Source organism: Variovorax sp. 10N432 (genome assembly GCF_056394465.1).
Genome location: NZ_JBFTHX010000014.1, coordinates 126,548 through 151,636, shown reverse-complemented (window position 1 = coordinate 151,636; position 25,089 = coordinate 126,548). Strand labels below are relative to the sequence as shown.

Here is a 25,089-nt window from a genome sequence, read left to right as displayed (position 1 = left end):
GGGCTGGACCTTTCAGGGGTCCGCGATCAGCGTGGCCGGCAGCAGGCCGCGGTCGACCATGGCCGCGTCCCACGGCGGCACCCGCGTGAAGGCGGCGGTGAGGTGCTCGATGAAGAGCCTGAGCTTGAACGCATTGCGCGAGGTGCCGGCGTAGACCGCGTTGAGCGAGAACGACGACAGCTGGTGCTCGGCCAGCACCACCTGCAGGTCGCCGCGCAGGATCGCATCGCCGGCCACCAGCGTCGGCAGGCAGACGATGCCGGCGTGCTCCATCGCGTACTCGCGCAGCAGGTGGACGCTGTTGGTCAGGAGCGCGGCGCTCATGTAGAGCGTGACCTGCTCCCCCGCGTGGTGGAAGGTCCAGCGGTCGCGCGTCGGGTAGCCCGAATAGAGGCCCAGCGTGTGCTTGTGCAGGTCGCGCGGGTCTTCCGGCGTGCCGTGGCTGCGCAGGTACTCGGGCGTGGCGCAGAAAACGCGGCGAACCGGGAACAGCGGGCGCGACACCAGCTCGGTGGATGCCGCCGGGAAGATCTGCAGCGCGCAATCGACGCCGGCCTTGACCGGGTCGACCACCGCGTCGCTGACGATCAGCTCCAGATGGATGTCAGGGAAGCTGACCTGGAAAGCTCGCAGCAGGGTCGCGAAATGGCCCAGCACGAAGCCGGTCAGCGCATGGATGCGCAGGGTCCCGGTCGGCCCGGCCCGGGCGTCGCGCATCTGGTCCATGATGTCGTTGGCCCGCCCGACGAGCTCGGTGCAGTCGCGCAGGAAGGCCTGGCCGACGTCGCTCAGCCGCACCACCCGCGTGCTGCGGTGGAACAGCGGCGCGCCGACGTGGTCTTCCAGCTGCTTCACGCGGCTGGTCACGACCGACTTCGCCACCCGCATCTGGCGCGCGGCCTCGGCGAAGCTCTGGGTCTGGGCGACGCGCACGAAGGTCTCGATGTTTTCCAGGCGGTCCATGGCTTCGCAATGTAGCGGTCCGGGGCCGTGCCGGCGAGGCGGTGCTAATCTTGGCGGATGTTCAATCCCTCCCAAGAGGAAGTGCGCCGCTTCTTTTGCGGCGTCTTCGCCAAGAGCCGCCGCGGCGAGCCGATGGAAGCCCTCGAGATCATCGCCAGCCGCTGGATCGACGAGCACCCCGAATACCATGCCGACCTGGCCGATGCCGATGCCGCGGTGGCCCGCGTCTACGACGGCCAGGACGGGCGCGAGAACCCCTTCCTCCACCTGTCGATGCACCTGTCCGTCAGCGAGCAGTGCTCGATCGACCAGCCGCGCGGCATCCGCCAGGCGGTCGAGCTGCTGGCGGCGCGGCGCGACTCGCTGCTGGACGCGCACCACGAGGCGATGGAATGCCTGGGCCAGATGATGTGGGAGAGCCAGCGCGCCGGCCGCCCGCCTGACGGCGAGGCCTACGTGGCCTGCGTCCAGCGCCGCGCCACCCGGGACTGAAAGCGGCCGCCATCATGCAAAAAGCCCGCGCGAAGCGGGCTTTTTCGTGAGCGTGGGGCTCTCAGGCCGGCGCCGGGCCGCCCCAAGGCGGCCTGCGGCCCCCTCGGGGGGCAGCGACCCACACGAAGTGGGGGAGCGTGGGGGCCTTCAATCAGCGTGGTGGAAACGCGACTCCGGCACCGTCTTCAGTTCGCCCGGCAGCGAGCTGATGTAGGCGGCCAGTTCCTTGATTTCGGTGTTGGAATACTTCTTGGCCTGCCCGCCCATCACGCCGTTGGCGCGGCCCAGGTGGGCGTTCTGCACCTTGTACGACTTCAGGGCGACGTAGAGGTAGTCGGCGTACTGGCCCGCCAGCTTGGGCACGGTGCCGTCGTTGGGGGTGTTGAAATTGGCGCCGTGGCACTTGGTGCAGGCGTTGTCCTTGTCGCGCGAGATCAGCGCGTGGACGGTGTCGCTGGGGGCCTTGGCGGTGGCCGGGGGCGCATCGCCTTCCTTCAGGCCGAGCTGGCTGTAGTAGGCCGCCAGGTCGGCGATGTCCTGCTCGCTCAGCGAGTCGGCGATGGCGCGCATGGTGGGGTGCTTGCGCTCGCCGCCCTTGTACTGCGTGAGCGCCGAGACGATGTAGGTGGCGCTCTGGCCCGCGATCATCGGCACCTTGTGGATCTCGGGGAAGCTGGCCTGGTAGCCGATGATGCCGTGGCAGCCCACGCACATGGCGGTCTTCTTGGCACCGGCCTCGGCGTTCCCCGTGATCTTTTGGGCCTGGGCCGAGACCGTCACGCAGGCGACAGCAAGGGCAAACATCGTGGTCAACAGCTTGTTCATTTTGCGCGCACAATCTCGTGGAGAAACTTGTTTCAAATCAACATTTGATTATATGGGGGCTCTACGCGAGCCCTGCGGACGAAGAATCGATGTTGTGTTCTTTCAACCACCCTCCGCTTCAAGCCCATCCATGAAATTCAAGGGTTCAGACAACTACGTTGCCACTCAGGATCTGATGCTCGCGGTCAACGCGGCCATCACGCTCAAGCGCCCACTGCTGGTCAAGGGCGAGCCCGGCACCGGCAAGACCATGCTGGCCGAGGAAGTGGCCCAGGCGCTCGACCTGCCGCTGCTCCAGTGGCACATCAAGTCGACCACCAAGGCGCAGCAGGGCCTCTACGAATACGACGCCGTGAGCCGGCTGCGCGATTCGCAGCTGGGCGACGAACGCGTCAAGGACATCCACAACTACATCGTCAAGGGTGTGCTCTGGCAGGCCTTCACGGCCGAACAGCCGGTTGCGCTCCTGATCGACGAGATCGACAAGGCCGACATCGAATTCCCGAACGACCTGCTGCGCGAAATCGACCGCATGGAGTTCTACTGCTACGAAACGCGCGAGCTGGTCCGTGCCAAGCACCGGCCGGTGGTGTTCATCACCTCCAACAACGAGAAGGAACTGCCCGACGCCTTCCTGCGCCGCTGCTTCTTCCACTACATCAAGTTCCCCGACGCCGAGACCATGAAGAGCATCGTCGCGGTGCACTTCCCGGGCCTCAAGCAGGAACTGCTCACGGCCGCGATGAAGACCTTCTACGACGTGCGCAACCTGCCCGGCCTCAAGAAGAAGCCGTCGACCTCCGAGCTGCTCGACTGGCTCAAGCTGCTGGTGGCCGAAGACATCCCGCTGGAGGCGCTGCAGAGCAAGGACGACAAGGTCGCGGTGCCGCCGCTGGTCGGCGCGCTGCTCAAGAACGAGCAGGACGTCACCTTGTTCGAGAAGCTCGTGTTCATGCAGCGCAACAACCGATGAGCGCAGCGCCCGGTGGACCCGGCAAGCACCCGACAAGGCAGTTGATGCTGCTCGGCGTGGCGCAGGCGGTGCTGTTCGTCGCCGGCGCACTGCTGGGCCGCTGGGTCGGGCTCCTGCTCGGGCTGGACGCTTTCGGCCCCGGCGGCTACACCAACAACGCGATCTTCGGCATCTTGCTGATCGGCCTCGGCGGCGGCGGGGGCGCCCAGCTCGCTCGGGCCTGGTACATCCGCAAATACGGCAATCCCAGGAGTTGAGGATGGCATTCGTCGAGCCTGTCACGCTGAAGTCGCGCGGCATCGCGCTGGTGCCGCTGTCGCTGCACCATGAGAACGGCCTGCGCGCCGCCGCCGCCGACGGCGAGCTCTGGAACATCCGCGTCACCTCGGTGCCCGAGCCCGAGAACACCCGCAGCTATATCGAGGCGGCCCTGAAGATGCGCGAGGACGGCAACCGCTTCGCCTTCGCCGTCACCGACGAAGCCAGCGGCACCGTGCTCGGCACGACCAGCTTCCACGACATCCTGCCCGCCGTGAAACGGGTCGAGATCGGCTACACCTGGTATGCCCGGCGCTGCCAGCGCACCCACGTGAACACCACCTGCAAACTGCTGATGATGTCGCACGCCTTCGATGCCCTGGGCTGCCACGTGGTGGGCTGGCGCACCGACAACTTCAACCACGCGTCGCAGCAGGCGATCGAGCGGCTGGGCGCCCGCAAGGACGGCGTGATCCGCGGCCATGCGCTGCGCCGCGACGGCACCATCCGCGACACCGTGATGTACAGCCTGCGCTCGGGCGAATGGCCCGAGGTCAAGGCCCAGCTGCTCTACCTGCTGGACAAGCCGCGCCCCCCCGCACCCTCTTCCTCCAAGGAGTGATTCGCGATGCTGATCGACTTCTTCTACACCTTGCGCTCGGCCAAGCTGCCGGTGTCGGTCAAGGAATACCTGACCCTGCTCGAGGCGCTGCAGGCCGACGTGGTCGGCCCCAACTCCGACGGCGCCTACGGCCTCGACGACTTCTACTACCTGTCGCGCACCGCGCTGGTCAAGGACGAGAAGCACTACGACAAGTTCGACCGCGCCTTCGCCGCCTACTTCAAGGGCGTCGAGATGCTGGCCGACTTCACCAAGGAAGTGCCGCTCGACTGGCTGCGCAAGACGCTCGAGCGCGAGTTCACGGCCGAGGAAAAGGCCAAGATCGAGAAGATGGGCTGGGACGAGCTCATGGAGACGCTGAAGAAGCGCTTCGAAGAGCAGAAGGACCGCCACGAAGGCGGCAACAAGTGGATCGGCACTGGCGGCACCTCGCCTTTCGGCCACGGCGGCTACAACCCGCAGGGCGTGCGGATCGGCGGCGCCGGCAAGAACAAGAGCGCGGTCAAGGTCTGGGACCAGCGCGCCTACAAGGACTACGACGACAGCCAGGAACTGGGCACCCGCAACATCAAGATCGCGCTGCGCCGGTTGCGCAAGTTCGCGCGCGAGGGCCACGAGGAAGAGCTGGATCTCGACGACACCATCCACTCGACCGCGGCCAATGCCGGCTACCTCGACATCAAGATGCGGCCCGAGCGCCACAACAACGTCAAGGTGCTGCTGCTGATGGACGTGGGCGGCACGATGGACGAGCACATCCAGCGCGTCGAGGAGCTGTTCTCGGCCGTCAAGACCGAGTTCAAGCACCTCGAGTTCTATTACTTCCACAACTGCGTCTACGACTTCATGTGGAAGAACAACCGGCGCCGCTTCTCCGAGAAGTTCGCGACCTGGGACATCATCCGCAAGTACAACAAGGACTACAAGCTGATCTTCGTCGGCGACGCCACGATGAGCCCGTACGAGATCCTGCAGCCGGGCGGCAGCGTCGAATACAACAACGAGGAGGCCGGCGCCGAGTGGATGCAGCGCCTCACGCACGCGTTCCCGAAGTTCGCCTGGATCAACCCCGAGCCGCAGGGCGTCTGGCAGTACCGCCAGAGCATCGCGGTGATCCAGCAGCTGGTGTCGCACCGGATGTACCCGCTGACTTTGCGCGGCCTCGAAGACGCGATGCGGATGCTCTCGAAGTAGCTCGCCCGCCGGTGCACCCGGCCTCCGGGGGGCCTCTGCGCATGCTGTCAAAATCCCCGCATGCTTAGGGTGGTCCGTCTTCATGCGCCGGCGTGGTGGCCGGCGTTTTTATTTGCAGCCGCTCTTCTACTGTCGGGTTGCAGCCTGTTGCCCCAGAAGGACGCAGCAGAATCGGACGCGACCCCGGGGGCCGTGGCGAGCGCGGGCGGCACTGCCGGCACGGCATTCACGGTCGATGTCCAGGCCGAGCCGGCCGCGGTGCGCGAGTTCCTCGAACGCCACCTCGAGATCCAGCGCTTTCGCGAGCTCGACGACCTCGGCGCGGTCGAGATCTCGCGGCTGATGGTGGCGGCCGAGGCCAATGCGCGCGAACTGCTCAACACCCTGGGCTACTTCACGCCCACCCTGACGCTGGAGCTGCGCGAGACGCCCGGCGGCAAGGCGCCGCGGGAGGTCAGGATCACGGTCGAGCCCGGCCCGCTGACGCGGGTGAGCAGCGTGCAGATCGACTTCAGCGGGCCGATCGCCGAGAACCCCGCCGCCGAGGCGCAGCGCGACGCCATCCGCACCGGCTGGGCGCTGCGCGCCGGCCAGCCCTTCAACCAGCAGGCCTGGGACGCCGCCAAGACCGCGGCGCTGCGCACCCTCACGGCCCGGCGCTATCCGACCGGCAGCATCCTCGCCAGCAAGGCCGAGATCGACGCCGACCGCAGCGAAGCCAGGCTCGGCGCGACCTATGAATCCGGCCCGGCGTACCGCTTCGGGCCGCTGGTGGTGAACGGCAGCCAGCGCTATCCGGTCGACAGCGTGCGCCGGCTGGCGCGGGTGCCGACCGGCGCCGAATACGACCAGCAGCTGCTGCTCGACGCCCAGCAGCGGCTGGCCAGCAGCGGCTACTTCAACTCGGTGTTCCTGACGCTGGACACCACGACCGATCCGCAGGCCGCCCCGGTGGTCGCCCAGCTGACCGAGGCGCCGCTGCAGCGCGTGGTGCTCGGCGTCGGCTTCACCACCGACAGCGGCGCCCGGCTGTCGATCGACCATTCGCACAACGACATGCCGCTGCTCGGCTGGCGCGCGGTGTCCAAGCTCACCATCGACCGCGACCTGCAATCGCTGGGCACCGAATGGACCGCGATCCCCGACGACAGCGGCTGGCGCTCCTTTGCATCGGGCCAGTTGAAGAGCGAAGTCTCGGGCAGCTTCACTGTCGACAGCGGTCGCCTGCGCGGCGGCCGCAGCCAGGGCGGCGACCACATCGACCGAAGCATCTTCCTGCAGTACGACTATGCGGTGAATCGAGGCTTCAACCCGCCGCCATCGGCCTCGGCCCTGTCCCTCAACTGGGGCTGGACCGGCCGCTACTTCGACAACGCGGCGGCGCCGACCCGCGGCCAGGGGGTCGCGCTCGAACTGGCCGGCGGCTACACGCTGTCGGGCGAACAGCTGCCCTTCACCCGGACCTACGTGCGCTGGATCGGCTTCGTCCCGGCCGGCACCGTGAGCAACGACGACGACACGCAGCGGCGCAACGCCCGCATCCAGCTGCGCGCCGAGGCCGGCGTGGTGAGCGCCGCGGACCGGGCCCAGATCCCGTCGACCTTGAACTTCCTCACCGGCGGCGACACCACGGTGCGCGGCTACGGCTACCGCTCGATCGGCGCGATCAAGCCCGACGGCCAGGTCATCGCCGGGCGCTACCTCGGCGTGGCGAGCATCGAATGGCAGCGCCCCTTTGTCTACCAGGGCCAGCTGACCGCCTGGGACAGCACGGTCTTCATCGATGTCGGCGCGGTGGCCGACCGGCCGGCCGACATGAGCGCCAAGGTCGGGGTCGGCGTCGGCGCGCGCTGGGCCAGCCCGATCGGCCCGGTCCAGATGGACCTGGCCTACGGCATCGCCGTCCATGCGTTCCGCTTTCACCTCCGACTCGGATTCACTTTCTAGATGAGCGCCGACCACGCCACCGCCGCCGCAACCGCTGCGCCGCCGCCGCCGCCGCGCTCGCGCGGGCGACGTGCGCTGCGCGCATTCGCGTGGGGCCTGACCGGCCTGGTGGCGCTGGTGCTGCTGCTGGGCGCGGGCGCCTGGTGGTGGCTGGGGTCCGACCACTCTCTGGCCTTCGCGCTGGCGCGCACGGCGCGCTACCTCCCGGCCGGTCAGACCCTGGAGAGCCGCGACGTGAGCGGGTCGCTGCGCGCCGGTGGCCGCATCGGCTGGCTGCGCTGGGAGAGCGAGAGCCTGGCGGTCGAGGTCCGGGATGCCCGCATCGGCTGGCAGCTGGCACCCCTGCTGCGGCGCCGGGTGCAGCTCGGCGAAGTCCACGCTGCGCAGCTGCTGATCGAGCGCCGCGCGCCGGCCGAAAGCAAGCCGGTCGAGCCGCTCGAGCAGCTGGTGCTGCCGGTGGAGATCGAGCTGCCCTTCACCATCGACGACCTGCGCTGGGCCGGGCCGCCGGCGCTGCAGGCGACCGGGCTGGCAGGCAGCTACCGCTATCGTGACGACCACCACCAGCTCGAGATCACCGCGGTCGACATCGCCGACGGCCACTACGGCGCCCAGCTGCGCCTGCAGGGGCCGGCGCCGATGGCGCTCGACGCCACGCTGAACGGCCGGGTGCGCGCGCTGCTGGCGCAGGACCGCAGCCTCGACGTGCGGGCCGAGGCGACCATCCAGGGCCAGCTCGCCGGCCCCGATGCACGCCTCGCGGTGACGGCCGATCTCCATCCGGTCGACGCCAGCGCCGACCAGCCCATGCAGGCGCAGCTGCAGGCCACCCTGGCACCCTGGCAGCCGCAGCCCGTGATCGACGCCAAGGCCGCGCTGCAGAACATCGACCTGGCCACCCTCTGGCCCGAAGCGCCGGCCACCCTGCTGAGCGGCGAGATCGAGGCCGGTCCCGACGCGACGGCCGCGCCCGGCGAGTCACTTTGGCAGGCCAGCGCCCAGGTCCGCAATGCGCTGCCGGGCCCCTGGGACGAGGCCAAGCTGCCGGTCGAGCAGCTGGACGCCCGGGCCCGTTTCGACGGCAGCACCTGGACGCTGCCGCAGCTCAGCGTGCGCGCCGGCGGCGGCCGCATCGACGCCGAGGGCAGCTGGGGCCCCGCGCCGGCGCCCTGGCAAGTCGACGCCACCGTGCGCGGCGTCAGTCCCGGCGCACTCCATACCCGGCTCGATGGTGCGCCGGTCAACGGCCGCCTCCAGGCCGGCCAGACCGGCGATGCCCTGCAGTTCGACGTCGCGCTGCAGGCCGAGGGCGGCGCCGGCGGGACGGGCGAGCTGCAGGGCCTGCGGCTCGAACGGGCGCTCGCCAAGGGCCAGTGGCAGGACCAGGTGCTCGACCTGCGCAGCCTGCGCGTCGAGGCCCGGGGCGCCAGCATCGAAGGCCGGCTGCAGCTGCGGGTCGACGATCAAGCGGCGAGCGGCCGGCTGAACCTGGCCGTTCCCGGCGCCGCGGCGCTGGTCGACGGCCGGATCGCGCCGAACACGGGCGGCGGCGATGTGCAGGCCCGGATCGACGACGCGGCGGCGCTGCAGGGCTGGATCGAAGGCCTGCCCGAACTCGGCCCCCTCTTCGGCGGCACTGCGCTGCAGGGCAGCGCCCGGCTGGACGCCAGCTGGAAGGGCGGCTGGCAAGCGGTCCAGCGCCGGCTGCAGGCCGTCAACGAACCGGCGCCTCGCGGCACCGTCGAACCCACGCTGCAGGCCACGCTGGCCATTCCCAAGCTCGAGGTGAAGCTGCCGCCCTCCGAGGCGGCGGCGCCGAGCCCGATCGTGCTCAACGGCGTGCGTGCCGAACTGGCCGGCAGCCTCGCCCAGGCCACGCTGGCCCTGAAGGGCGAAGCCGTGACGGGCAGCCGCAAGATCACGCTCGACACCCGGGCCAGTGCCGGCATCGAGCGCCGGGACCAGTGGAGCGCGGCGCTCGCCAGCCTGCGCGTGCAGGCGCTCGACAGCGCGCGGCCGGATGTCGCCCCCTGGGTGCTGGAACTCGGCAGCCCCGTCAGCCTGAAGGTGCGCACGGCCTCCGGTGCCAACCCGCGGCTCGACCTCGAAGCCTCCGCCGCGGCCGCGACCCTCAAGGGCCCGGCGCCGGGCACGGTCAGGATCGACTGGCAGCCGCTGCGCTTCAGCCGCACCGGCACCGAGGCGAGGCGGGCCTTCCGGCTGCAGTCCAAGGGCCGGCTGCAGGGCCTGCCGATGGCCTGGGCCGAGCTGCTCGGCAACGGCGAGACGCTGGCCCAGGTCGGCTTCAGCGGCGACCTGCTGTTCAACGGCGACTGGGACATCGACGCCGGCGACACGCTGCGCGCCAAGGCCCGCCTGACGCGCGAAAGCGGCGACCTGCGGGTGCAGGCCGGGGAGGCCGCGCTGGTCACGCGCATCCGCAGCCATGGCACGGGCACCGCCAGCGAACGCACCATGGATGCCGCAGGCCCCGGCGCCAGCACGCCGGCCGGACTGAAGCGCGCCGAGTTCGTCCTCGACGCCGAAGGCGACACGGTGCGCGCCAACCTGGCCTGGGACAGCGAGCGGGCGGGCGAGATCCGGGTCGAGGCCAGCACCCGGGTGCAGCAGCGCCAGGGCGGCTGGCACTGGGCCGACGACGCCCCGCTGGCCGGCCGCGTCACGGCGCGGATGCCGAACCTGGGCGTCTGGTCGATGCTGGCGCCGCCGGGCTGGCGGATGGCCGGCACGCTCGACGCCGATGCCACGCTGGCCGGCAACCGCAGCGAGCCGCGCTGGAACGGCACCTTGGCCGCCGACAAGCTGGCACTGCGGGCGCTGGTCGAAGGGCTGGACCTGCGCGACGGCCGGCTGCGCGCCACCTTGGCGGGCAATCGGGTCGAGATCACCGAATTCACGCTCAAGGGCGGGGCCGGCGCGCAGACGCGCATCCCGGGCCAGAGCGGCAACCTCAGCACCGCGGCCAGCGAGGCGGCGCGCGACGGCGGCACCCTGTCGGCGCGCGGCGAACTGGGCTGGGGCGCGGCACCGGTGGCCGGCGCCGGCAGCGGCATCCGGATGTCGATCCAGGCCGATCTGCGGGCGCTGCGGGTGCTGGTGCGCGCCGATCGACAGCTCACGCTGTCGGGCAACCTGCAGGCCCGGCTCGAAAGCGGCCAGTTCACGGTGCGGGGCGACATCAAGACCGACCGCGCGGTCATCATCCTGCCCGACGAGACCGCGCCCAGCCTGGGCAGCGACGTCGTGGTCCGCTCGGCGGCGATCGATCGCGAAGCCGCCGAGGAGGCGAAGCGCCGGGCCGCCGAAAACCAGAGCGAAGTCGCCCGGGCGGAGACCGCCAAGCCACCGGACATCGCGGTGAGCTTCGACCTCGGCGCCGACTTCGCGGTCCAGGGCCGCGGCATCACGACCCGGCTGGCCGGCAAGCTGGACATCCGCAGCACCGCCCTGAACGCACCGCCGCGCATCACCGGCGAGGTCCGGACCGTCGCCGGCCAGTACCGCGCCTACGGGCAGGCGCTCAACATCGAGACCGGGATCGCGCGCTTCAACGGCCCGTTCGACAACCCGCAGCTCGACATCCTGGCGATCCGTCCCAACATCTCGCAGCGCGCCGGCGTCGCCATCACCGGCACCGCGCTGTCGCCGCGCGTGCGGCTGTATTCGGAGCCGCAGTTGTCGGACCAGGAAACCCTCAGCTGGCTGGTGCTGGGCCGGGCGTCGGCCACCAGCGGCGGCGAATCGGTGCTGCTGCAGCAGGCCGCGCTGGCTCTGCTGGGAGGCCTTGGCGGCAGTGGCGGCGGTGGGCTGGCAAGCCGCTTCGGGCTCGACGAGATCGGCTTCAAGGGTCCGGGCAGCGGCGGCGACGTCCGCGACTCGACAGTCACCGTCGGCAAGCGCATCGCGCGGGACTTCTACGTCACCTACGAGCGCGGCCTGGGCGGCACGCTGGGCACGCTGTTCATCTTCTACGACCTGACCCGGCGGCTGACCTTGCGGGCACAGGCGGGGCAGCAAAGCGCCGTCGACCTGATCTTCACGGTGCAGTTCGACTAGCCGAACTGTTAAAGTTCGGGCGCGCTCGTCCTCGTAGTTCAATGGATAGAACGGGGTCCTCCTAAGACTCAGATACAGGTTCGATTCCTGTCGAGGGCACCAGCCAAGTCACCGCTTCTCAGCCACCGTTCCAGCATGCAGGACCTGATCAACCAAGCGACCGTGCTGGCCTACAGGTTCGCCGGCTATGCGCTGCTGAACCTGGCGGACGATGCCGCCATCCTGGCATTCATGTTCTGTTGACGCGCCGCCGGCCGGGCTGCGCCGTTCCCGATTTCAAGGCCATCTGTGCACACTCGCAATCCATCGGACGCGGACGCCGCGGTCGTCATTGGCCGCTTCCAGCCCTTCCACGACGGCCATCTGTCGCTGGTCGAGCGGGCACTCGAAGCCGCGCCGCGCGTGGTCGTGGTGATCGGCTCGGCGTTCCAGGCCCGCTCGCCCAAGCTTCCCTTCACCTGGCAGGAACGCGCCGAGATGATCCGCCTCGCGCTCCCCGAAGCGCAGCGCCCGCGGCTGCTCTGCGTGCCGGTGCGCGATCGTTTCGACGACACCCGCTGGCTGGCGGACGTGCACCATGCGGTCGCGGATGCGCTGGGGCGCATCGAAGCGGCCCCGGCGCCCGGACTGACGCTGGTCGGCCACGCCCGCGATGCCACCCGCGACTACCTCGACGCGTTCCCGGCGTGGACGCTGCTGCGCGCGGACGAAGTGCCGGTGCGCCGCGCCAGCCGCATGCGCGACGCTTTGTTCGCCTCGCCGGACGAGGCCTTGTCCACGCTCGCAGGCGAACTGCCTCCGGGCACCATCGACTTCCTGCGTGCGTGGACCCACGGGCCGCATTTCGAGGCCCTGGCCCAGGAAGCGGCGCTGTTGAGAGCGTACGAGGCGTCCTGGGCCTCGGCGCCCTACCCTCCGGTCCTCGTGACGGTCGACTGCGTCGTCCGGTGCGCCGGCCACGTGCTCCTGATCCGCCGCGGGCAGGCGCCCGGCAAGGGCCTGCTCGCGGTGCCGGGCGGCTTCCTCGAACAGCGCGAGACCACGCGGCAAGCGGCCCTGCGGGAGCTCGAGGAAGAGACCCATCTGGCGCTGCCCCCGGCGACCCTGCGCGCCTGCCTGAGGGCCACCGACGTGTTCGACCGCCCGGACCGCAGCGCACGCGGCCGCACCATCACCCATGGTCACTTCTTCGACCTGGGAGATCGCGAGCTGCCGGGGCTGCGGGCCGACGACGACGCCGCCGCCGCGCACTGGACGCCGATCGGCGGATTGGCCGCGCTGGAAGACCAGTTCCTGGACGACCACTTCCAGATGCTCGACCACTATCTGGACCTGTTGCCGGCCCCGTCGGCCCTGTAGGCAAGCGCCCACGCGCTCCCATTGCTTTTTCCGGCACCCGATCCGCAGGCGCCGTCCTAAGGTGCAAGCACTGACACCAACTGGAGACCCCTCATGAAAAGCATCGTCCTCTGGCTCTGCGGCGTGCCGCTTGTCGTGATCATCGGATTGAAGGTTTTCGGGGTTCTCTGAACGACGATTCCTCCTCCCGGCGCCCTCGGCGCCGTTGCGCAGCACCCCTCGGGGTGCTGCCTTTTTTTGGGCCGTTCGCCCAGGGCTATCTGAGTTCGCGGCGCAGCGACTGGACGTCGGCATGCAGGGACTTCGCCCACCCCCGGCGATCGCGCCCCATCGATGGCTGGGGCTCGCCGAAATGCACGATCGCCAGCAGCGGCGGCGCCTTCAGCGTGTTCCACAGCGAAGCGAGCAGGTTGTCGTCGTCCACATAGCGCGGCGCATCGCTGTTCTGGCCGCTGGCCGCATCGGCGAAGCGCAGGGCCACCGGCTGCACCGGCGCCCCCGACGAGATCGCCGCCTGCAGCAGGTTGGCATGGAAGGGCAGCAGGCCGTGGCCGTCGCTGGTCGTGCCCTCGGGGAAGACCGCAATGATGTCGCCCGCGCGCAGCGCCTCGGTCATGTGGTGCACCACCCGCACCGCGTCGCGCCGGCGCTCGCGCTCGATGTAGAGCGTGCCGGCGCCGGTCGAAAGGGTGCCGATCACCGGCCAATGCCGGACGCTGGCCTTGGAGACGAAGCGAACGTGGCGCGCGGCGTGGATCGCCACGATGTCGAGCCACGACAGGTGGTTGCACACCACCAGCACCGGCCCGTGCGCGGGCGGCGTGCCGTGCACCGTGAGCCGGACGCCCATGATGTTGAGCAGGCGCTCGGCCCATTGCTCGACGCACTGCGCACGCTCGGCCGGCGACAGCCGCTCGAATCGGAAGCGGATCGTCCACCACCCTGAAAGCATGTGCGCGATCGCACGCAGCAGCCTCCAGCTGGCGGAGAGCGACTGCATCAGCCGTGCACCACCCGGCCGCCGACGAGCGTGAAGCGGGCCCGTCCGCGCATGGCGTAGTCGCCGAAGGGCGTGTGCTTGCCCTGGCTCTTCAGCGCTTCGGGGGTGACCTGCCACTCGTGTGCCGGGTCGACCACGCAGAGGTCGGCGGCACCGCCTGCAGCCAGGCTGCCGACGCCCGGAGCAGCCAGCAGCCGCGCCGGTGCCGCCGTGACGACCTCGATCGCGCGCTGCAATCCGGCGCCGCTCTGCTCGCCCCACTTGAGCGCCAGCGGCAGCAGCAGCTCGAGGCCGGTGGCCCCGGCCTCGCTCTCGGCGAACGGCAGCGTCTTGGCATCGGCCTCGACCGGCGTGTGGTCGGACACCAGCGCGTCGATGGTGCCGTCGGCCAGCCCGGCCGACAGCGCATCGCGGTCGCGTTGCTGGCGCAGCGGCGGGTTGAGGCGGGCGCGGCTGTCGAAGAAGCCGATGTCGGTGTCGGCCAGGTGCAGCGAATTGATGCTGACGTCGCAAGTGAGCGGCAGGCCCTCGGCCTTGGCTGCTCGCACCTGCGCCACCCCGGCCGCGCTCGACAGCCGGCACAGGTGGACCCGCGCGCCGGTGCTTCGCATCAGCTCGACGATGGTGAAGATCGCGATGGTCTCGGCCGCCACCGGCACGCCCGCCAGGCCGAGCCGGGTCGCCAGCGGCCCGCTGGCGGCGACGCCGCGGCCGAGGTCGCGCTCTTGCGGGCGCAGCCAGACGGTGTAGCCGAAGGTGCTGGCGTACAGCAGCGCGCGCTGCAGCACCTGCGTGTTTCCGAGCGGCACCTCGGCCTGGCCGAAGCCGATGCAGCCGGCCTCGGTCAGCTCGGCCATCTCGGTCAGCACCTCGCCGGCCAGCCCGCGCGTCAGCGCGCCGAGCGGGAACAGGCGCGCACGCTGCATCTTCTCGGCCCGGAACTTGAGCATCTCGACCAGGCCGGGCTCGTCGAGCACCGGGTCGGTGTCGGGCGGGCAGACCAGGCTGGTGACGCCGCCGGCCACGGCCGCGCCCATCTCGCTCTCGAGCATGCCCTCGTGCTCGTAGCCGGGCTCGCGCAGCCTTGCGGCGAGGTCGACCAGCCCGGGCACGACGAGGCAGCCTTGCGCATCGAGCGTGCGCTCGGCCCGGAACTCGGGCGAGACCTCGCCGATGGACTGCACCCGGCCGTCGGTGATCGCGATGTCGGCCTGGCGGTCGAGGCCGGAGGCCGGGTCCAGCACCCGGCCGTTGATGATCAGGATGTTGCTCATGCTTCGTTACCTGCGACGATGCTCATGACGGCCATGCGGACCGCGATACCGAAAGTGACCTGCGGCAGGATCACGCTCTGCCGGCCGTCGACCACCGCCGAGTCGATCTCGACGCCGCGGTTGATCGGCCCCGGATGCATCACGATCGCATCCGGCTTGGCGAGCTGCAGCTTCTCGGGCGTGAGGCCGAAGGTCTTGAAGAACTCCTGCGACGACGGCAGCAGTGCGCCGCTCATGCGCTCGTTCTGCAGGCGCAGCATGATGATCACGTCGCAGTCCTTGATGCCCTCTTCGAGCGTGTGGCACACGCGCACGCCCATCTGCGCCATGTCGCTCGGCACCAGCGTCTTGGGGCCGACCACGCGCACTTCGGCGCAGCCCAGCGTGGTGAGCCCGTGGATGTCGGAACGCGCCACGCGCGAATGCAGCACGTCGCCGACGATCGCCACCGTGAGGTTCGAAAAGTCCTTCTTGTAGTGCCGGATCGTGTACATGTCGAGCAGGCCCTGCGTCGGGTGCGCATGCCGGCCGTCGCCCGCGTTCACCACGTGCACGTGGGGCGCCACGTGCTGCGCGATCAGGTAGGGCGCGCCCGACTCGCTGTGGCGCACCACGAACAGGTCGGCCGCCATCGCGCTCAGGTTGGCGATGGTGTCGAGCAGCGACTCGCCCTTGGTGGCCGACGAGCGCGCGATGTCGAGGTTGATGACGTCGGCCGACAGCCGCTTGGCCGCGATCTCGAAGGTGGTGCGGGTGCGGGTCGAGTTCTCGAAGAACAGGTTGAAAACGCTCTTGCCGCGCAGCAGCGGCACCTTCTTGACCTCGCGGTCGCTGACGCTCGTGAAGTTGGCCGCGGTGTCGAGGATGTGGGTGACGATGTCCTTCGGCAGGCCCTCGATCGACAGCAGGTGGATCAGTTCGCCGTTCTTGTTGAGCTGGGGGTTTCGCTTGTAGAGCATCAGGTGTTTTCCTCTACCTTGAAGCTGAAGGCGCCGCTGTCGCTGCGGGCCAGGGCCAGCAGCTGGGTGGCGGGCAGTTCGAGCTTCTGCGCCGCGAAGTCGGCCGCCACCGGCAGCTGGCGGCCGCCGCGGTCGATCATCACCGCCAGCCGCACGCAGGCCGGACGGCCGAAATCGAACAGCTCGTTGAGCACGGCGCGGATGGTGCGGCCGGTGTAGAGCACGTCGTCGAGCAGCAGCACGTCGGCACCGTTGACGTCGAAGGGCAGCGTGGTCTGGGCGCTGGCCGCCAGGCCGCGGCGGGCGAAATCGTCGCGGTGCATGGCCGAGGAGATGATGCCGGGCGCGCCGGCCAGGCCCAGGTCCTTTTGCAGCCGCTCGACCAGCCAGGCGCCGCCCGAGGTGATGCCGACCAGGCGGGTGTCGGGTCGCAGCAGGGATTTCACGCCGCGCAGCAGCTCGATATAGAGCGCTTCGGCGTCGGGGATTGCGTTCACGGGAGACTCCTCAGGAACTGTTCAAGGATGATGCAGGCCGAGGCGGCATCGGCGTCGCGGGCGCCGCCGGCGAGCGCCTCGGTGGTGCTGTAGCGCTCGTCGACCTCGTACACCGGCAGGCGGAAGCGGCCGTGCAGTTGGCGGGCGAAGCGCTGCGCGGCCCGGGTGTTGTCGTGCGGCGCGCCGTCGGGGTGAAAGGGCACGCCGACCACCAGCGCGTCGGGCTGCCACTCGCGGATCCGGGCCTCGACCTGGGCGAAGCGGGCGTCGCCCTCGGCCTTGATGGTGGCCTGCGGCGTGGCGCTGCGCAGCAGCCGGTTGCCGCTGGCGACGCCGGTGCGCTTCTGACCGTAGTCGAAGGCCAGGAAACTTTGAAAATGGGCGGGAACGGGCGGGGAAGGCAGGTTGCGGTCGGGCATCGCCGGATCGCTCATGCATGCCCCGCATCGGGCGACAAGGTCCAGGCCTCCAGGCCCAGCAGCGACAGCGCCTTGTCGTAGCGCTGCTCGACCGGGGTGTCGAAGATCACGGCAGGGTCGGCCCCGACCGTGAGCCAGCTGTTCTCGGCCAGTTCGGATTCGAGCTGGCCCTCGCCCCAGGCCGCGTAGCCGAGCGAGACCAGCACCTTGCGCGGGCCGGCGCCGGTGGCCAGGGCCTCCAGCACGTCCTTGGAGGTGGTCATCTCGAGGCCGCCGGGGATCGTCATGGTCGAGGCGTAGACCGATTCGTTGGGTTTGTCGGCATCGGAGAAGACCGGCTCGTGCAGCACGAAACCGCGCTCGGTCTGCACCGGCCCGCCCTGGAACACCGGCGCGTTGCCGAGTTCGGGACGCGACAGGTGGAGCTCGATCTTCTCGAACAGCACGCCCAGGTTGATTTCGCTGGGCTTGTTGATCACCAGCCCGAGCGCGCCGCGCTCGCTGTGCTCGCACAGGTAGACCACGCTGCGATTGAAGGCCTTGTCTTCCAGACCCGGCATCGCGATCAGAAAATGATGCGTGAGGTTCATCGGTGCAGAATCAAGGGCCATGCCGCCCATTTTACTGGCCGTCGACAAGATCTATCCCAAGGGCCTCATGTGGTTTCGCCGCGACCTGCGGGTGGACGACAACGCGGCCCTCTACCAGGCGCTGCGGGCCTGCCGCCAGGTGGTGTGCGTGTTCGTGTTCGACCGCGCCATTCTCGACCCTTTGCCGCGCGTCGACCGGCGGGTGGAATTCATCCGGGAGTCGCTGGTGGAGCTCGACGCCGAGCTGCGCGCCCTCGGCGGCGGGCTGGTGGTGCGGCATGCCGTCGCCGAAGATGAAATCGCCTTGCTTGCGCGCCAACTCGACGTCCAGGCGGTGTTCGCGAACCGCGACGACGAGCCCGCGGCCCTGGCCCGCGACGCCCGGGTGCTCGGGGCGCTGGCCAATGCCGGAGTGGCCTTCCACAGCTACAAGGACCAGACCATCTTCGAGCGCGACGAGGTGCTGACCCAGACCGGCCAACCCTACAGCGTGTTCACGCCGTACAAGCGCGCCTGGCTGGCCAAGGTCGACGCCTTCTACCTGAAGCCATACCCGGTGCGCCGCCACGCCGATGCGCTGGCGCCGCCACCCGACCCGCTACGGGCGCCGGTGCCGGCGCTGGCCGAGATCGGCTTCGAGAAGAGCAATCTGTCCGAGCTCGACATCCCGACCGGCAGCCAGGGCGGCGCCGCCCTGTTCGACGACTTCTTCCAGCGCATCGACCGCTACGACGCCGCCCGCAACTATCCGTCGGTGCGCGGCCCGAGCTACCTGGGGGTCCACCTGCGCTTCGGCACCGTGTCGATCCGCCAGCTGGCTGGCGTGGCGCATCAGCTGTCGCTGCAAGGGGACGCCGGCGCGGCGACCTGGCTCAGCGAACTGATCTGGCGCGATTTCTATTTCCAGATCCTGGCCCACCACCCGCAGGTGGCCGAAGGCGGCGAGTCACGCAGCTTCAAGCCCGAATACGACCGGATCCAGTGGCACCACGGCAAGCATGCCGACCAGCTGTTCGACGCCTGGTGCCAGGGCAAGACCGGATACCCGCTGGTCGACGCCGCCATGGCGCAGATCAACCAGACCGGCTACATGCACAACCGCCTGCGGATGGTGGTGGCGAGCTTTCTCTGCAAGGACCTGGGGCTGGACTGGCGCCGCGGCGAGCGTTACTTCGCCCTGCACCTCAACGACTTCGAGCTGGCCTCGAACAACGGCGGCTGGCAGTGGGCGAGCTCCAGCGGCTGCGACGCGCAGCCCTACTTCCGGATCTTCAACCCGACCACGCAGAGCGAGCGCTTCGACCCCGAAGGCAAGTTCATCCGGCGCTACCTGCCGCAACTGGCGAAGCTGTCGAATGCGGCGATCCACGCCCCGTGGACCGCCAGCCCGGTGGAGCTGCTGGCGGCCGGCGTCGAGCTCGGGCGGAACTACCCGAAGCCGGTGGTCGACCATGCCGAGGCACGGGAGAGGACGCTGCAGCGCTATGCGGTGGTGAAGGCGCAGGCGCCGCGCGACAAGCGCTGACGCCCTCCTCGGCCGACAAGATCAGGCCGCCAGCACCGCCGGCAGCTCGACCCCCGTATAGCTCCGCACCAGCCGCAGCAGCTCGTCTTCCGAGTACGGCTTGCCCAGGTAGTGGTTGACCCCCAGCGCCCGTGCATGGTCGTGGTGCTTCTCGGCGATGCGCGAGGTGATCATGATGATCGGCAGGTCGGCCAGCGACTGGTCGGCGCGGATGTTGCGCGCCAGGTCGAAGCCGTCCATGCGCGGCATCTCGATGTCGGACAGCACGACCGCCGGGCGCTCCTGCTGCAGCCGCTCGAGCGCCTGCAGGCCGTCGGCCGCCAGCGCCACGCGGTAGCCTTCGCGCTGCAGCAGGCGCTGGGTGACGCGGCGCACCGTGATCGAGTCGTCCACCACCAGCACCAGCGGCACCTGCGGCACCACCGCCGCCTGCACGGCCACCGGCTCGGCACCGCGCAGCGCCGGCTGGCGGCGGGCGGCGGACTGGAATTCGCGCGCCTGCTCGCCATGCACCGCGGCCAGTGCCACCGGGTTGTAGATCAGCGCGACCGCGCCCGAGGCCAGGACCGAGATCGCCGCCATGCCGGGCAGCCGCGACAGCTGAGGCCCGAGGTTCTTGACCACCACTTCCTGGTTGCCCAGCACTTCGTCCACGTGCAGCGCGACACGCTGCGCCGCGCTGCGCACGACCACGATCGTGTTGGCCTTGCCCGGCGCACGCTCGCTGCGCGCCGACGACTGCAGCAGCGCACCGGCCCAGTAGAACGGCACCTGCTCGCCGCCGAAGGGGTAGCGCTGCTCGAGGTAGGCGGATTCGAGGTCCGAGGCGCTGGCGCGCAGCACCAGTTCGACCAAGTTGGAAGGCACGCCGATCGAGGTGCCGCCGGCGCGCAGCATGACCACGTGCGTCACGGCAGTGGTCAGCGGCAGCACCAGCTTGAAGACGGTGCCCTGGCCCGGTTGGCTGTGGGTCTCGATGCGGCCGCCGAGGGCGGCGACTTCGGCCCGCACGACGTCCATGCCGATCCCGCGGCCCGCCAGCTCGGACACCTGTTCCGCGGTCGAGAAGCCCGGCTGGAAGATCAGTTCGGCCGCTTCGGCGGGGCTGAGCGGCTGGCCTTGGGCCACCAGGCCGAGCGCCTGTGCGCGTTCGACGATGCGCGCATGGTTCAGGCCGGCGCCGTCGTCGCGGAAGCTCACCGAGACGTCGTTGCCTTCGTGGTGCAGCTCGATCACGATCAGGCCGCTGGCCTCCTTGCCGGCCCGCTCGCGCGTGGCGGCGTCCTCGATGCCATGCGCCACGCAGTTGCGCAGCAGATGCTCGAAAGCTGGCGTCATGCGGTCGAGCACGCCGCGGTCCATCTCGATCGAGCCGCCGGTGATGTCCAGGCGCACCTGCTTGCCGGTGTCCTTGGACGCCTGGCGCACCACGCGGTAGAGCCGCTCGGAGATGCCTTCGAACTCCACCATGCGCGTGCGCAGCAGGCCGCGCTGCAGTTCGCGCGTCTGGCGCGCCTGGGCGCTGAGGTCGTCTTCGGTCGCCTGAACGGTCTTCTGCAGCGTGCGCTGAACGGTCGCCACGTCGTTGACCGACTCGGCCATCATCCGGGTCAGTTCCTGCACGCGGGTGAAGCGGTCGAACTCGAGCGGATCGAAGCCCTGCTGCGAATCCTTGGCTTGCGCCAGTCTCGACTGCATCTGGCTTTCGGCCTGGACCTCGATGTCGCGCAACTGCTGGCGCAAGCGGTCGAGGTTGCCGGTCAGGTCGCTGAGCGAACTGCGCAGCTGGCCGATCTCGGCTTCGAGCCGCGAGCGGGTGATGATGACTTCGCCGGCCTGCGCCACCAGACGGTCGAGCAGGTGGGTGCGGATGCGCACCGCCTGGCTCGACACGGCGCGCAGCGGCGTCAGGGCCGACGGCGACGGCAGCGCCACCGCGGCGCGGTCGGCCGCGGGTGCGGCCACGGCGGCCGGCGCTTCGGCCACGGCCGCGAGCGGCGGCGGCTCGACCGGCTGGGGCGAGGCCGGCGCGGCCACCGCGCGCTGCACCAGTTCGGTCTGGATCGCATCGTCGGCGGCGCGCAGCCCGTCGAAGGTGGCCTGCAAGGCGTCGAAGCGCACCAGCAGTTTCTCGATCGAGTCCCGCTCGACGCCCACGGAGCCGAGCATTTCGATCTCGGATTCCATGCGGTGCGCACGCTCGCCCAGCCGCATCGCGCCCGCCAGCCGGGCACTGCCCTTGAGCGTGTGAAGGGTGCGCAGCGTCGACGAACGCGGCGCCGTATCCTCGGGGCGCTGCGCCCAGTCGCGCAAGGCGGCGCCGAGCTGCGGCAGCAGTTCGGCAGCTTCTTCCTCGAAGATCGGGAACAGGTCGACGTCGACCGCGTCGGCCACGTCGATGGCGTCCTCGGAATCGTCGAGCGCCACGTCGGCCATGGCGTCGCGCACCAGGTGCGGATAGACCGGACGGGTGGCGAGCGGTTCGGCCGGCAGCACCGAGGCCGCCACCTCGCGCAGCGCGCGCAGCGTGCCTTCGACCGGATCCTTGAGGACGCCGGCGGCGAACTGATGCAGCAGGCGGCGCAGCTCTTCGGCCGCACCGACCAGCACCGCGCCCTGCTGGGGGGTGCCGCGGCCCTGCATCTGCAGATGCTGCAAGGCCGCCTCGAGCAGGCGCGCCATGCCCGACAGGCTCTGGAAGCCGACCGTCGCCGAACTGCCGGCCAGCGAATGCGCGAGGCCGATCGTCGAGTCAGCGACCCGCTGGTGCGACTCGAGCGCCCATTCGCCGACTTCGGTGGCCAGTTGCCGCGACCATTCGTCGGCTTCGTTGAGATAGACGTTGTAGAGCGCGATGCCGATGCGCAGCGGCCCGATGACCTTGACCTGTTCCTCGGCGCTCGGAAGGGCCGGGCGCTCGGGTTCGATCTCGATCGGCGGCGCGGCCACTGGCGCTTCGACCTCGGCCGCCACGGATTGGACGACGGGCTCGGGCTCGGGCTCGGGCTCGGGCTCCGGTTCCGGTTCCGGTTCCGGTTCCGGTTCGGGCTCGACCTCCGTCTCGGCGGCTTGCACCACCGGTGCCAGTGACAGCGGTTCGATCACGGGCTCGACCTCGAGCACCGGCTCGGGTTCCGGCTCCGGCATCGGCTCCGGCGCCGTTTCGACGGCCTGCGGCGGCTCGGCCGGCGCTTCGGGCTCCAGCCTCAATTCGAAGGACAGCGCCGGTTCTGCTTCGGGCTCGGCCGGAACCTGGCGTGCCACGGGCTCGAGCGACGTATGGACGGTCTCCAGGAAATCGACGTCCTCCAGCGTGCCCAGGTCGGGCGGCGCCTCGGGCGCAGGCGTACCGTCGAAATCCAGAAAGTCGGTCGAGGCGAAATCGTCCGGGACCCGCGGCGCATCCTCCTCCTGAGAGGCCTCCTGCAGGCCCGACCAGACGGTGGGCACTTCGGCGTCCGCAGGCTCGGCGGGCGCCTCCGCGACCGGCTGCTCGTCCACGGGCAGGTCGAGCTCGATCGGCCCGAGTTCGAGATCGGGAAGCTCCGGAAGCTCGAGTGCCGGCAGCGGTGCCTCGGGCTCGACAGCGGGCGGCGCGGCCTCGGCCAGCGAATCGGCCGCGATGTGGCGCGCGGCGGCCACCAGCGCGTCGGCATCGGCCACGCGCGCCGTCGGCGCCAGCGGCTCGCCGGAGCGCAGGGCCTCGGCCATGCTGCGGAACGGCGCCGATTGCCAGCCGTGCGGCTGGTTGGCGGCGATGGCCTCGACCCACTTGGCGAAATCGGTCAGCGCGCTGCGCGTGCCGGCAATCAGTTCCGGCGTCGCCGGGCGCTGGTCGGCCAGCCAGGTGTTCAGCACCTGCTCGAACGACCAGGCGGCCTCGCCGAAGTCCATCAGCCCGACCATGCGGGAGCTGCCCTTGAGGGTGTGGAAGGCCCGGCGCAGCACGGTCAGCTCGCCATCGTCGTCCGGGCGCGACGTCAGCGCGGACACCGCGGCCAGGCCGTTGTGCAGCACTTCGCGCGCCTCGTCGAGGAAGATGTTCTGGAGGTCGTCTTCCTCGAGCTCCGTGACTTCGGTGTCGGGCATCAGCCCGTCAAGCGGCGCCGGTCCGGTGATCTTCGCGGTCCAGCTGGCGGTCGCGCGGCTGAACTCCTCGATCGGCGACGGCGCCGGCTTGCTGCGCCCGCCCGGGGCGGCGAGCGCCGCCAGCTTGGCCGCGATCTGCGCGTCCACTTCCTCGACGCTCAGCACGGTGTCGGTCACGGCGACCGGCCCGGTGGCCGAGGCGAAGGACGGCGCCGGCGCCGCGGCCGCGGCCTCCGGCGCGCCGGCTTCGGCGGCTTGCCGGCCCATCAGAGGCTTGAGTTCGCCGAGTTCGGCATCGAACACGAACAGGCGCTTGGCCAATGCCGGCTGGTAGCTCAGCATGTCGATCAGGAAGCCCAGCGCGCCCAGGTTGTTGCCGAGCGAATCGAAAGCGCGGATCTCGTCGGCGGGCGACTCCTCGGCCATCAGCTGGTCGACGTTCTCGCGCATTCGCTGCACGGTCTGCGCGGCCTGGTCGAGGCCGAGCACCGAAAACACGCCGCGCATCTGCAGCAGCTGGTTCGGCACGGTGCGCAGCAGGCCTTTTTCGGTCGGCCGGCGGAAGAACTGGTCGAGCGACTTCTCGAGCTCGCTCAGGTGGCTGCGCAGTTCCCCGACCACGGTGCCCATGGTCTGGCGGTCGCTGACGCGGCGGTAGAGCTCCTCCATCCAGGGCTCGAGCGGCTCCGAACGGCCGCCGTCGCGCGCCCGCTCGATGCGGCCCGCGAGCTGGACGGTGCGCGCCGTGAGCTGGCGATCGTGCGGATCCAGGTCTTCGAAAGCGGCCTCGAGGTAGAGCACCGAGGTCGCGACTTCCATCGCCAGCTCGGTCGCCGGCGGCTGGCCCGAACGCAGCGAAGCCTCGACCGCATTGTTGAGCGCCTGCACCATCGGCGCGCTCGGCGGATGCAGCTTCTGCAGCGATTCACCCAGCTGCACGAAGGTGTCGGCCACCTGCCGCGTGCGGCTCACGTCTCCGCCCGAGAGCGCCGACCACATTTCCTTGGCCGACTCGATGCGCTTGCGCGCCTGCGCCAGCACCAGCGGGTCGAAGCGGCCGAACTGTTCGATCGTGTAGTCGACGGTCTGCTCGTTGGCCACGCCCCAGGCGATGCGCACTGCGCGCAAGGTGGCGGCTTCGTCGCGCGGACCGGGCACGGCCTGGGCGCAGAAGAACAGCAGGTCCTGGCCCAGCCGGTCGGAGACCGTGTTGTCGCCGCGCGCCAGCGTGGCGTACTGCAGCAGCACGCGCGAGGCCGCCCGCTTCACGTGGGCATCGGCCGGAATCAGCGCCAGCGCCAGGGCCTCGAAGAAACCGGCCGCCAGGGTCCAGAAGCTCGCGACCCGCGGCACCGAGGCGCCGCGCCCGAGACCGAGGCACAGCGCCTGCAGCCGGCGGGCTGCGTGATCGTCGCCGCTCTTGACGACCTTGAGCACTTCGCGGTCGAGCTTGGAACGCACCGCCGGGTCATAGACCAGCGCGGTTTGCGTGGGCGCCGGCTTGATCTCGACCCAGCGCCAGGTCATGCTCCAGAGGTCGGCCGGGTGGACCCGCTCGTTGCCGACCAGTTCGAGCACCTCGCGGTACTGCGGGAACAGCGCCACCGACGAGACCACCTTGCCGGCGATCATCGCGTTGAGGAAATCGGCGACCGCGAAGCCGGCGCGGTCGATCTTCTGGACCGCGGCCTCGTTGCAGCGCAAAGGCTCGCTGGCAAAGCTCTGGACCGCGAACTCCATCGCCCCCAGCACCAGGGCCGGCGCCGTGTGGCCCACCATCTGGAGCGCGCCGACTGCCTGGTGCAGTTGCAGGCGGGCCTGGCGCAGCGGCGCGGTGTCGAGCTCGGAACCCGGCAACGCCGTGGCCGCCTCGCGGGCGAAGCGGCGCAGCGTCTTGCCTACCCCGTCGAGCGTCTTCTGGATTTCTCCCAATACCCAGGCCAGCGGCCCAAGATCCTCGGTGGCCGGCGCGTGGCCGGCTGGTTGGGCGGTGGCGGGGCTTTGGATCGACACGTTGGGCGCTCGG

Annotated in this window: 18 protein-coding genes and 1 tRNA gene; 10 read left to right on the top strand and 9 right to left on the bottom strand. The window is 70.1% G+C overall.

Annotated elements, in window-relative coordinates; genetic code table 11:
• Positions 1 to 12: 12 nt before the first annotated feature.
• Positions 13 to 963, bottom strand: coding sequence for a LysR family transcriptional regulator (locus AC1DF3_RS18200; RefSeq protein ID WP_478140388.1), 951 nt, complete (start codon positions 961 to 963; stop codon positions 13 to 15).
• A 57-nt stretch (positions 964 to 1,020) separates the two neighbouring features.
• On the opposite strand from AC1DF3_RS18200, the gene AC1DF3_RS18195 reads away from it, so the two are divergent.
• Positions 1,021 to 1,455, top strand: coding sequence for a DUF1841 family protein (locus tag AC1DF3_RS18195; protein WP_301807062.1), 435 nt, complete (start codon positions 1,021 to 1,023; stop codon positions 1,453 to 1,455).
• A gap of 147 nt (positions 1,456 to 1,602) precedes the next feature.
• Here the strand turns inward: AC1DF3_RS18195 and AC1DF3_RS18190 are convergent, their stop codons facing one another.
• On the bottom strand, positions 1,603 to 2,280 hold the full coding sequence (locus AC1DF3_RS18190; RefSeq protein WP_286534796.1) for a c-type cytochrome: 678 nt from the start codon (positions 2,278 to 2,280) through the stop codon (positions 1,603 to 1,605).
• Positions 2,281 to 2,410: 130 nt separating this feature from the next.
• Here AC1DF3_RS18190 and AC1DF3_RS18185 point away from each other — a divergent pair, with 130 nt between their 5' ends.
• From AC1DF3_RS18185 to AC1DF3_RS18150, 8 genes are all read left to right on the top strand, one after another.
• Entirely contained in the window at positions 2,411 to 3,253 is an 843-nt protein-coding gene (locus tag AC1DF3_RS18185) for an AAA family ATPase (protein ID WP_286525473.1), read from the top strand.
• Entirely contained in the window at positions 3,250 to 3,510 is a 261-nt protein-coding gene (locus AC1DF3_RS18180; protein WP_286370025.1) for a hypothetical protein, read from the top strand. Before AC1DF3_RS18185 ends, AC1DF3_RS18180 begins: the two co-directional genes overlap by 4 nt.
• Positions 3,511 to 3,512: 2 nt before the next feature.
• Positions 3,513 to 4,133: a GNAT family N-acetyltransferase gene (locus AC1DF3_RS18175; RefSeq protein WP_286534799.1), complete on the top strand. Its 621-nt coding sequence runs from the start codon at positions 3,513 to 3,515 to the stop codon at positions 4,131 to 4,133.
• Positions 4,134 to 4,139: 6 nt separating this feature from the next.
• On the top strand, positions 4,140 to 5,327 hold the full coding sequence (locus AC1DF3_RS18170; protein WP_286534800.1) for a vWA domain-containing protein: 1,188 nt from the start codon (positions 4,140 to 4,142) through the stop codon (positions 5,325 to 5,327).
• Positions 5,328 to 5,387: 60 nt separating this feature from the next.
• A complete protein-coding gene (locus tag AC1DF3_RS18165) occupies positions 5,388 to 7,274 on the top strand; it encodes an autotransporter assembly complex protein TamA (protein WP_478140387.1) in 1,887 nt (628 codons plus the stop codon).
• Positions 7,275 to 11,351 (top strand): translocation/assembly module TamB domain-containing protein, encoded by a 4,077-nt coding sequence (locus AC1DF3_RS18160; RefSeq protein WP_478140386.1) that lies wholly within the window; start codon positions 7,275 to 7,277, stop codon positions 11,349 to 11,351.
• Between the two features lie 27 nt (positions 11,352 to 11,378).
• Positions 11,379 to 11,453, top strand: a tRNA-Arg gene (locus AC1DF3_RS18155).
• Positions 11,454 to 11,639: 186 nt separating this feature from the next.
• Complete coding sequence (locus AC1DF3_RS18150; RefSeq protein WP_478140385.1) at positions 11,640 to 12,710, top strand: NUDIX domain-containing protein; 1,071 nt, start codon at positions 11,640 to 11,642, stop codon at positions 12,708 to 12,710.
• A 256-nt stretch (positions 12,711 to 12,966) separates the two neighbouring features.
• Here the strand turns inward: AC1DF3_RS18150 and AC1DF3_RS18145 are convergent, their stop codons facing one another.
• From AC1DF3_RS18145 to AC1DF3_RS18120, 6 genes are read right to left on the bottom strand one after another with little or no spacing between them, the layout of a single operon-like run.
• Entirely contained in the window at positions 12,967 to 13,713 is a 747-nt protein-coding gene (locus tag AC1DF3_RS18145) for a lysophospholipid acyltransferase family protein (protein ID WP_286534919.1), read from the bottom strand.
• Positions 13,710 to 14,984 carry a dihydroorotase gene (locus tag AC1DF3_RS18140; protein ID WP_286534804.1) on the bottom strand — a complete coding sequence of 425 codons (1,275 nt, stop codon included), beginning with the start codon at positions 14,982 to 14,984 and terminating at the stop codon, positions 13,710 to 13,712. The genes AC1DF3_RS18145 and AC1DF3_RS18140 overlap by 4 nt, the downstream gene beginning before the upstream one ends.
• On the bottom strand, positions 14,981 to 15,943 hold the full coding sequence (locus AC1DF3_RS18135; RefSeq protein WP_286370034.1) for an aspartate carbamoyltransferase catalytic subunit: 963 nt from the start codon (positions 15,941 to 15,943) through the stop codon (positions 14,981 to 14,983). The genes AC1DF3_RS18140 and AC1DF3_RS18135 overlap by 4 nt, the downstream gene beginning before the upstream one ends.
• Positions 15,943 to 16,440: a bifunctional pyr operon transcriptional regulator/uracil phosphoribosyltransferase PyrR gene (gene pyrR / locus AC1DF3_RS18130; protein WP_286534805.1), complete on the bottom strand. Its 498-nt coding sequence runs from the start codon at positions 16,438 to 16,440 to the stop codon at positions 15,943 to 15,945. Before pyrR ends, AC1DF3_RS18135 begins: the two co-directional genes overlap by 1 nt.
• Complete coding sequence (gene ruvX, locus AC1DF3_RS18125) at positions 16,437 to 16,874, bottom strand: Holliday junction resolvase RuvX (RefSeq protein ID WP_286534806.1); 438 nt, start codon at positions 16,872 to 16,874, stop codon at positions 16,437 to 16,439. The genes pyrR and ruvX overlap by 4 nt, the downstream gene beginning before the upstream one ends.
• The gene (locus AC1DF3_RS18120; protein ID WP_286525485.1) at positions 16,871 to 17,470 is read right to left on the bottom strand and encodes a YqgE/AlgH family protein; all 600 of its coding nucleotides are present in this window, start codon (positions 17,468 to 17,470) and stop codon (positions 16,871 to 16,873) included. Before AC1DF3_RS18120 ends, ruvX begins: the two co-directional genes overlap by 4 nt.
• Between AC1DF3_RS18120 and AC1DF3_RS18115 the strand changes: the two genes are divergently transcribed.
• Positions 17,469 to 18,974, top strand: coding sequence for a cryptochrome/photolyase family protein (locus tag AC1DF3_RS18115; RefSeq protein WP_478140384.1), 1,506 nt, complete (start codon positions 17,469 to 17,471; stop codon positions 18,972 to 18,974). The genes AC1DF3_RS18120 and AC1DF3_RS18115 overlap by 2 nt on opposite strands.
• A gap of 21 nt (positions 18,975 to 18,995) precedes the next feature.
• Here AC1DF3_RS18115 and AC1DF3_RS18110 read toward each other — a convergent pair whose 3' ends face one another.
• Positions 18,996 to 25,076 carry a hybrid sensor histidine kinase/response regulator gene (locus AC1DF3_RS18110; RefSeq protein ID WP_478140383.1) on the bottom strand — a complete coding sequence of 2,027 codons (6,081 nt, stop codon included), beginning with the start codon at positions 25,074 to 25,076 and terminating at the stop codon, positions 18,996 to 18,998.
• Positions 25,077 to 25,089 lie beyond the last annotated feature (13 nt).

Bases quoted from the DNA above. Each gene is read 5' to 3' on its own strand.
- AC1DF3_RS18180 (WP_286370025.1), top strand. From the start codon at position 3,250: ATGAGCGCAGCGCCCGGTGGACCCGGCAAGCACCCGACAAGGCAGTTG.
- AC1DF3_RS18170 (WP_286534800.1), top strand. From the start codon at position 4,140: ATGCTGATCGACTTCTTCTACACCTTGCGCTCGGCCAAGCTGCCGGTG.
- AC1DF3_RS18195 (WP_301807062.1), top strand. From the start codon at position 1,021: ATGTTCAATCCCTCCCAAGAGGAAGTGCGCCGCTTCTTTTGCGGCGTC.
- AC1DF3_RS18190 (WP_286534796.1), bottom strand. From the start codon at position 2,280: ATGAACAAGCTGTTGACCACGATGTTTGCCCTTGCTGTCGCCTGCGTG.
- AC1DF3_RS18160 (WP_478140386.1), top strand. From the start codon at position 7,275: ATGAGCGCCGACCACGCCACCGCCGCCGCAACCGCTGCGCCGCCGCCG.
- AC1DF3_RS18185 (WP_286525473.1), top strand. From the start codon at position 2,411: ATGAAATTCAAGGGTTCAGACAACTACGTTGCCACTCAGGATCTGATG.
- AC1DF3_RS18175 (WP_286534799.1), top strand. From the start codon at position 3,513: ATGGCATTCGTCGAGCCTGTCACGCTGAAGTCGCGCGGCATCGCGCTG.
- AC1DF3_RS18135 (WP_286370034.1), bottom strand. From the start codon at position 15,943: ATGCTCTACAAGCGAAACCCCCAGCTCAACAAGAACGGCGAACTGATC.
- AC1DF3_RS18115 (WP_478140384.1), top strand. From the start codon at position 17,469: ATGCCGCCCATTTTACTGGCCGTCGACAAGATCTATCCCAAGGGCCTC.
- AC1DF3_RS18140 (WP_286534804.1), bottom strand. From the start codon at position 14,984: ATGAGCAACATCCTGATCATCAACGGCCGGGTGCTGGACCCGGCCTCC.
- AC1DF3_RS18165 (WP_478140387.1), top strand. From the start codon at position 5,388: ATGCTTAGGGTGGTCCGTCTTCATGCGCCGGCGTGGTGGCCGGCGTTT.
- AC1DF3_RS18200 (WP_478140388.1), bottom strand. From the start codon at position 963: ATGGACCGCCTGGAAAACATCGAGACCTTCGTGCGCGTCGCCCAGACC.
- ruvX (WP_286534806.1), bottom strand. From the start codon at position 16,874: ATGAGCGATCCGGCGATGCCCGACCGCAACCTGCCTTCCCCGCCCGTT.
- AC1DF3_RS18120 (WP_286525485.1), bottom strand. From the start codon at position 17,470: ATGGCCCTTGATTCTGCACCGATGAACCTCACGCATCATTTTCTGATC.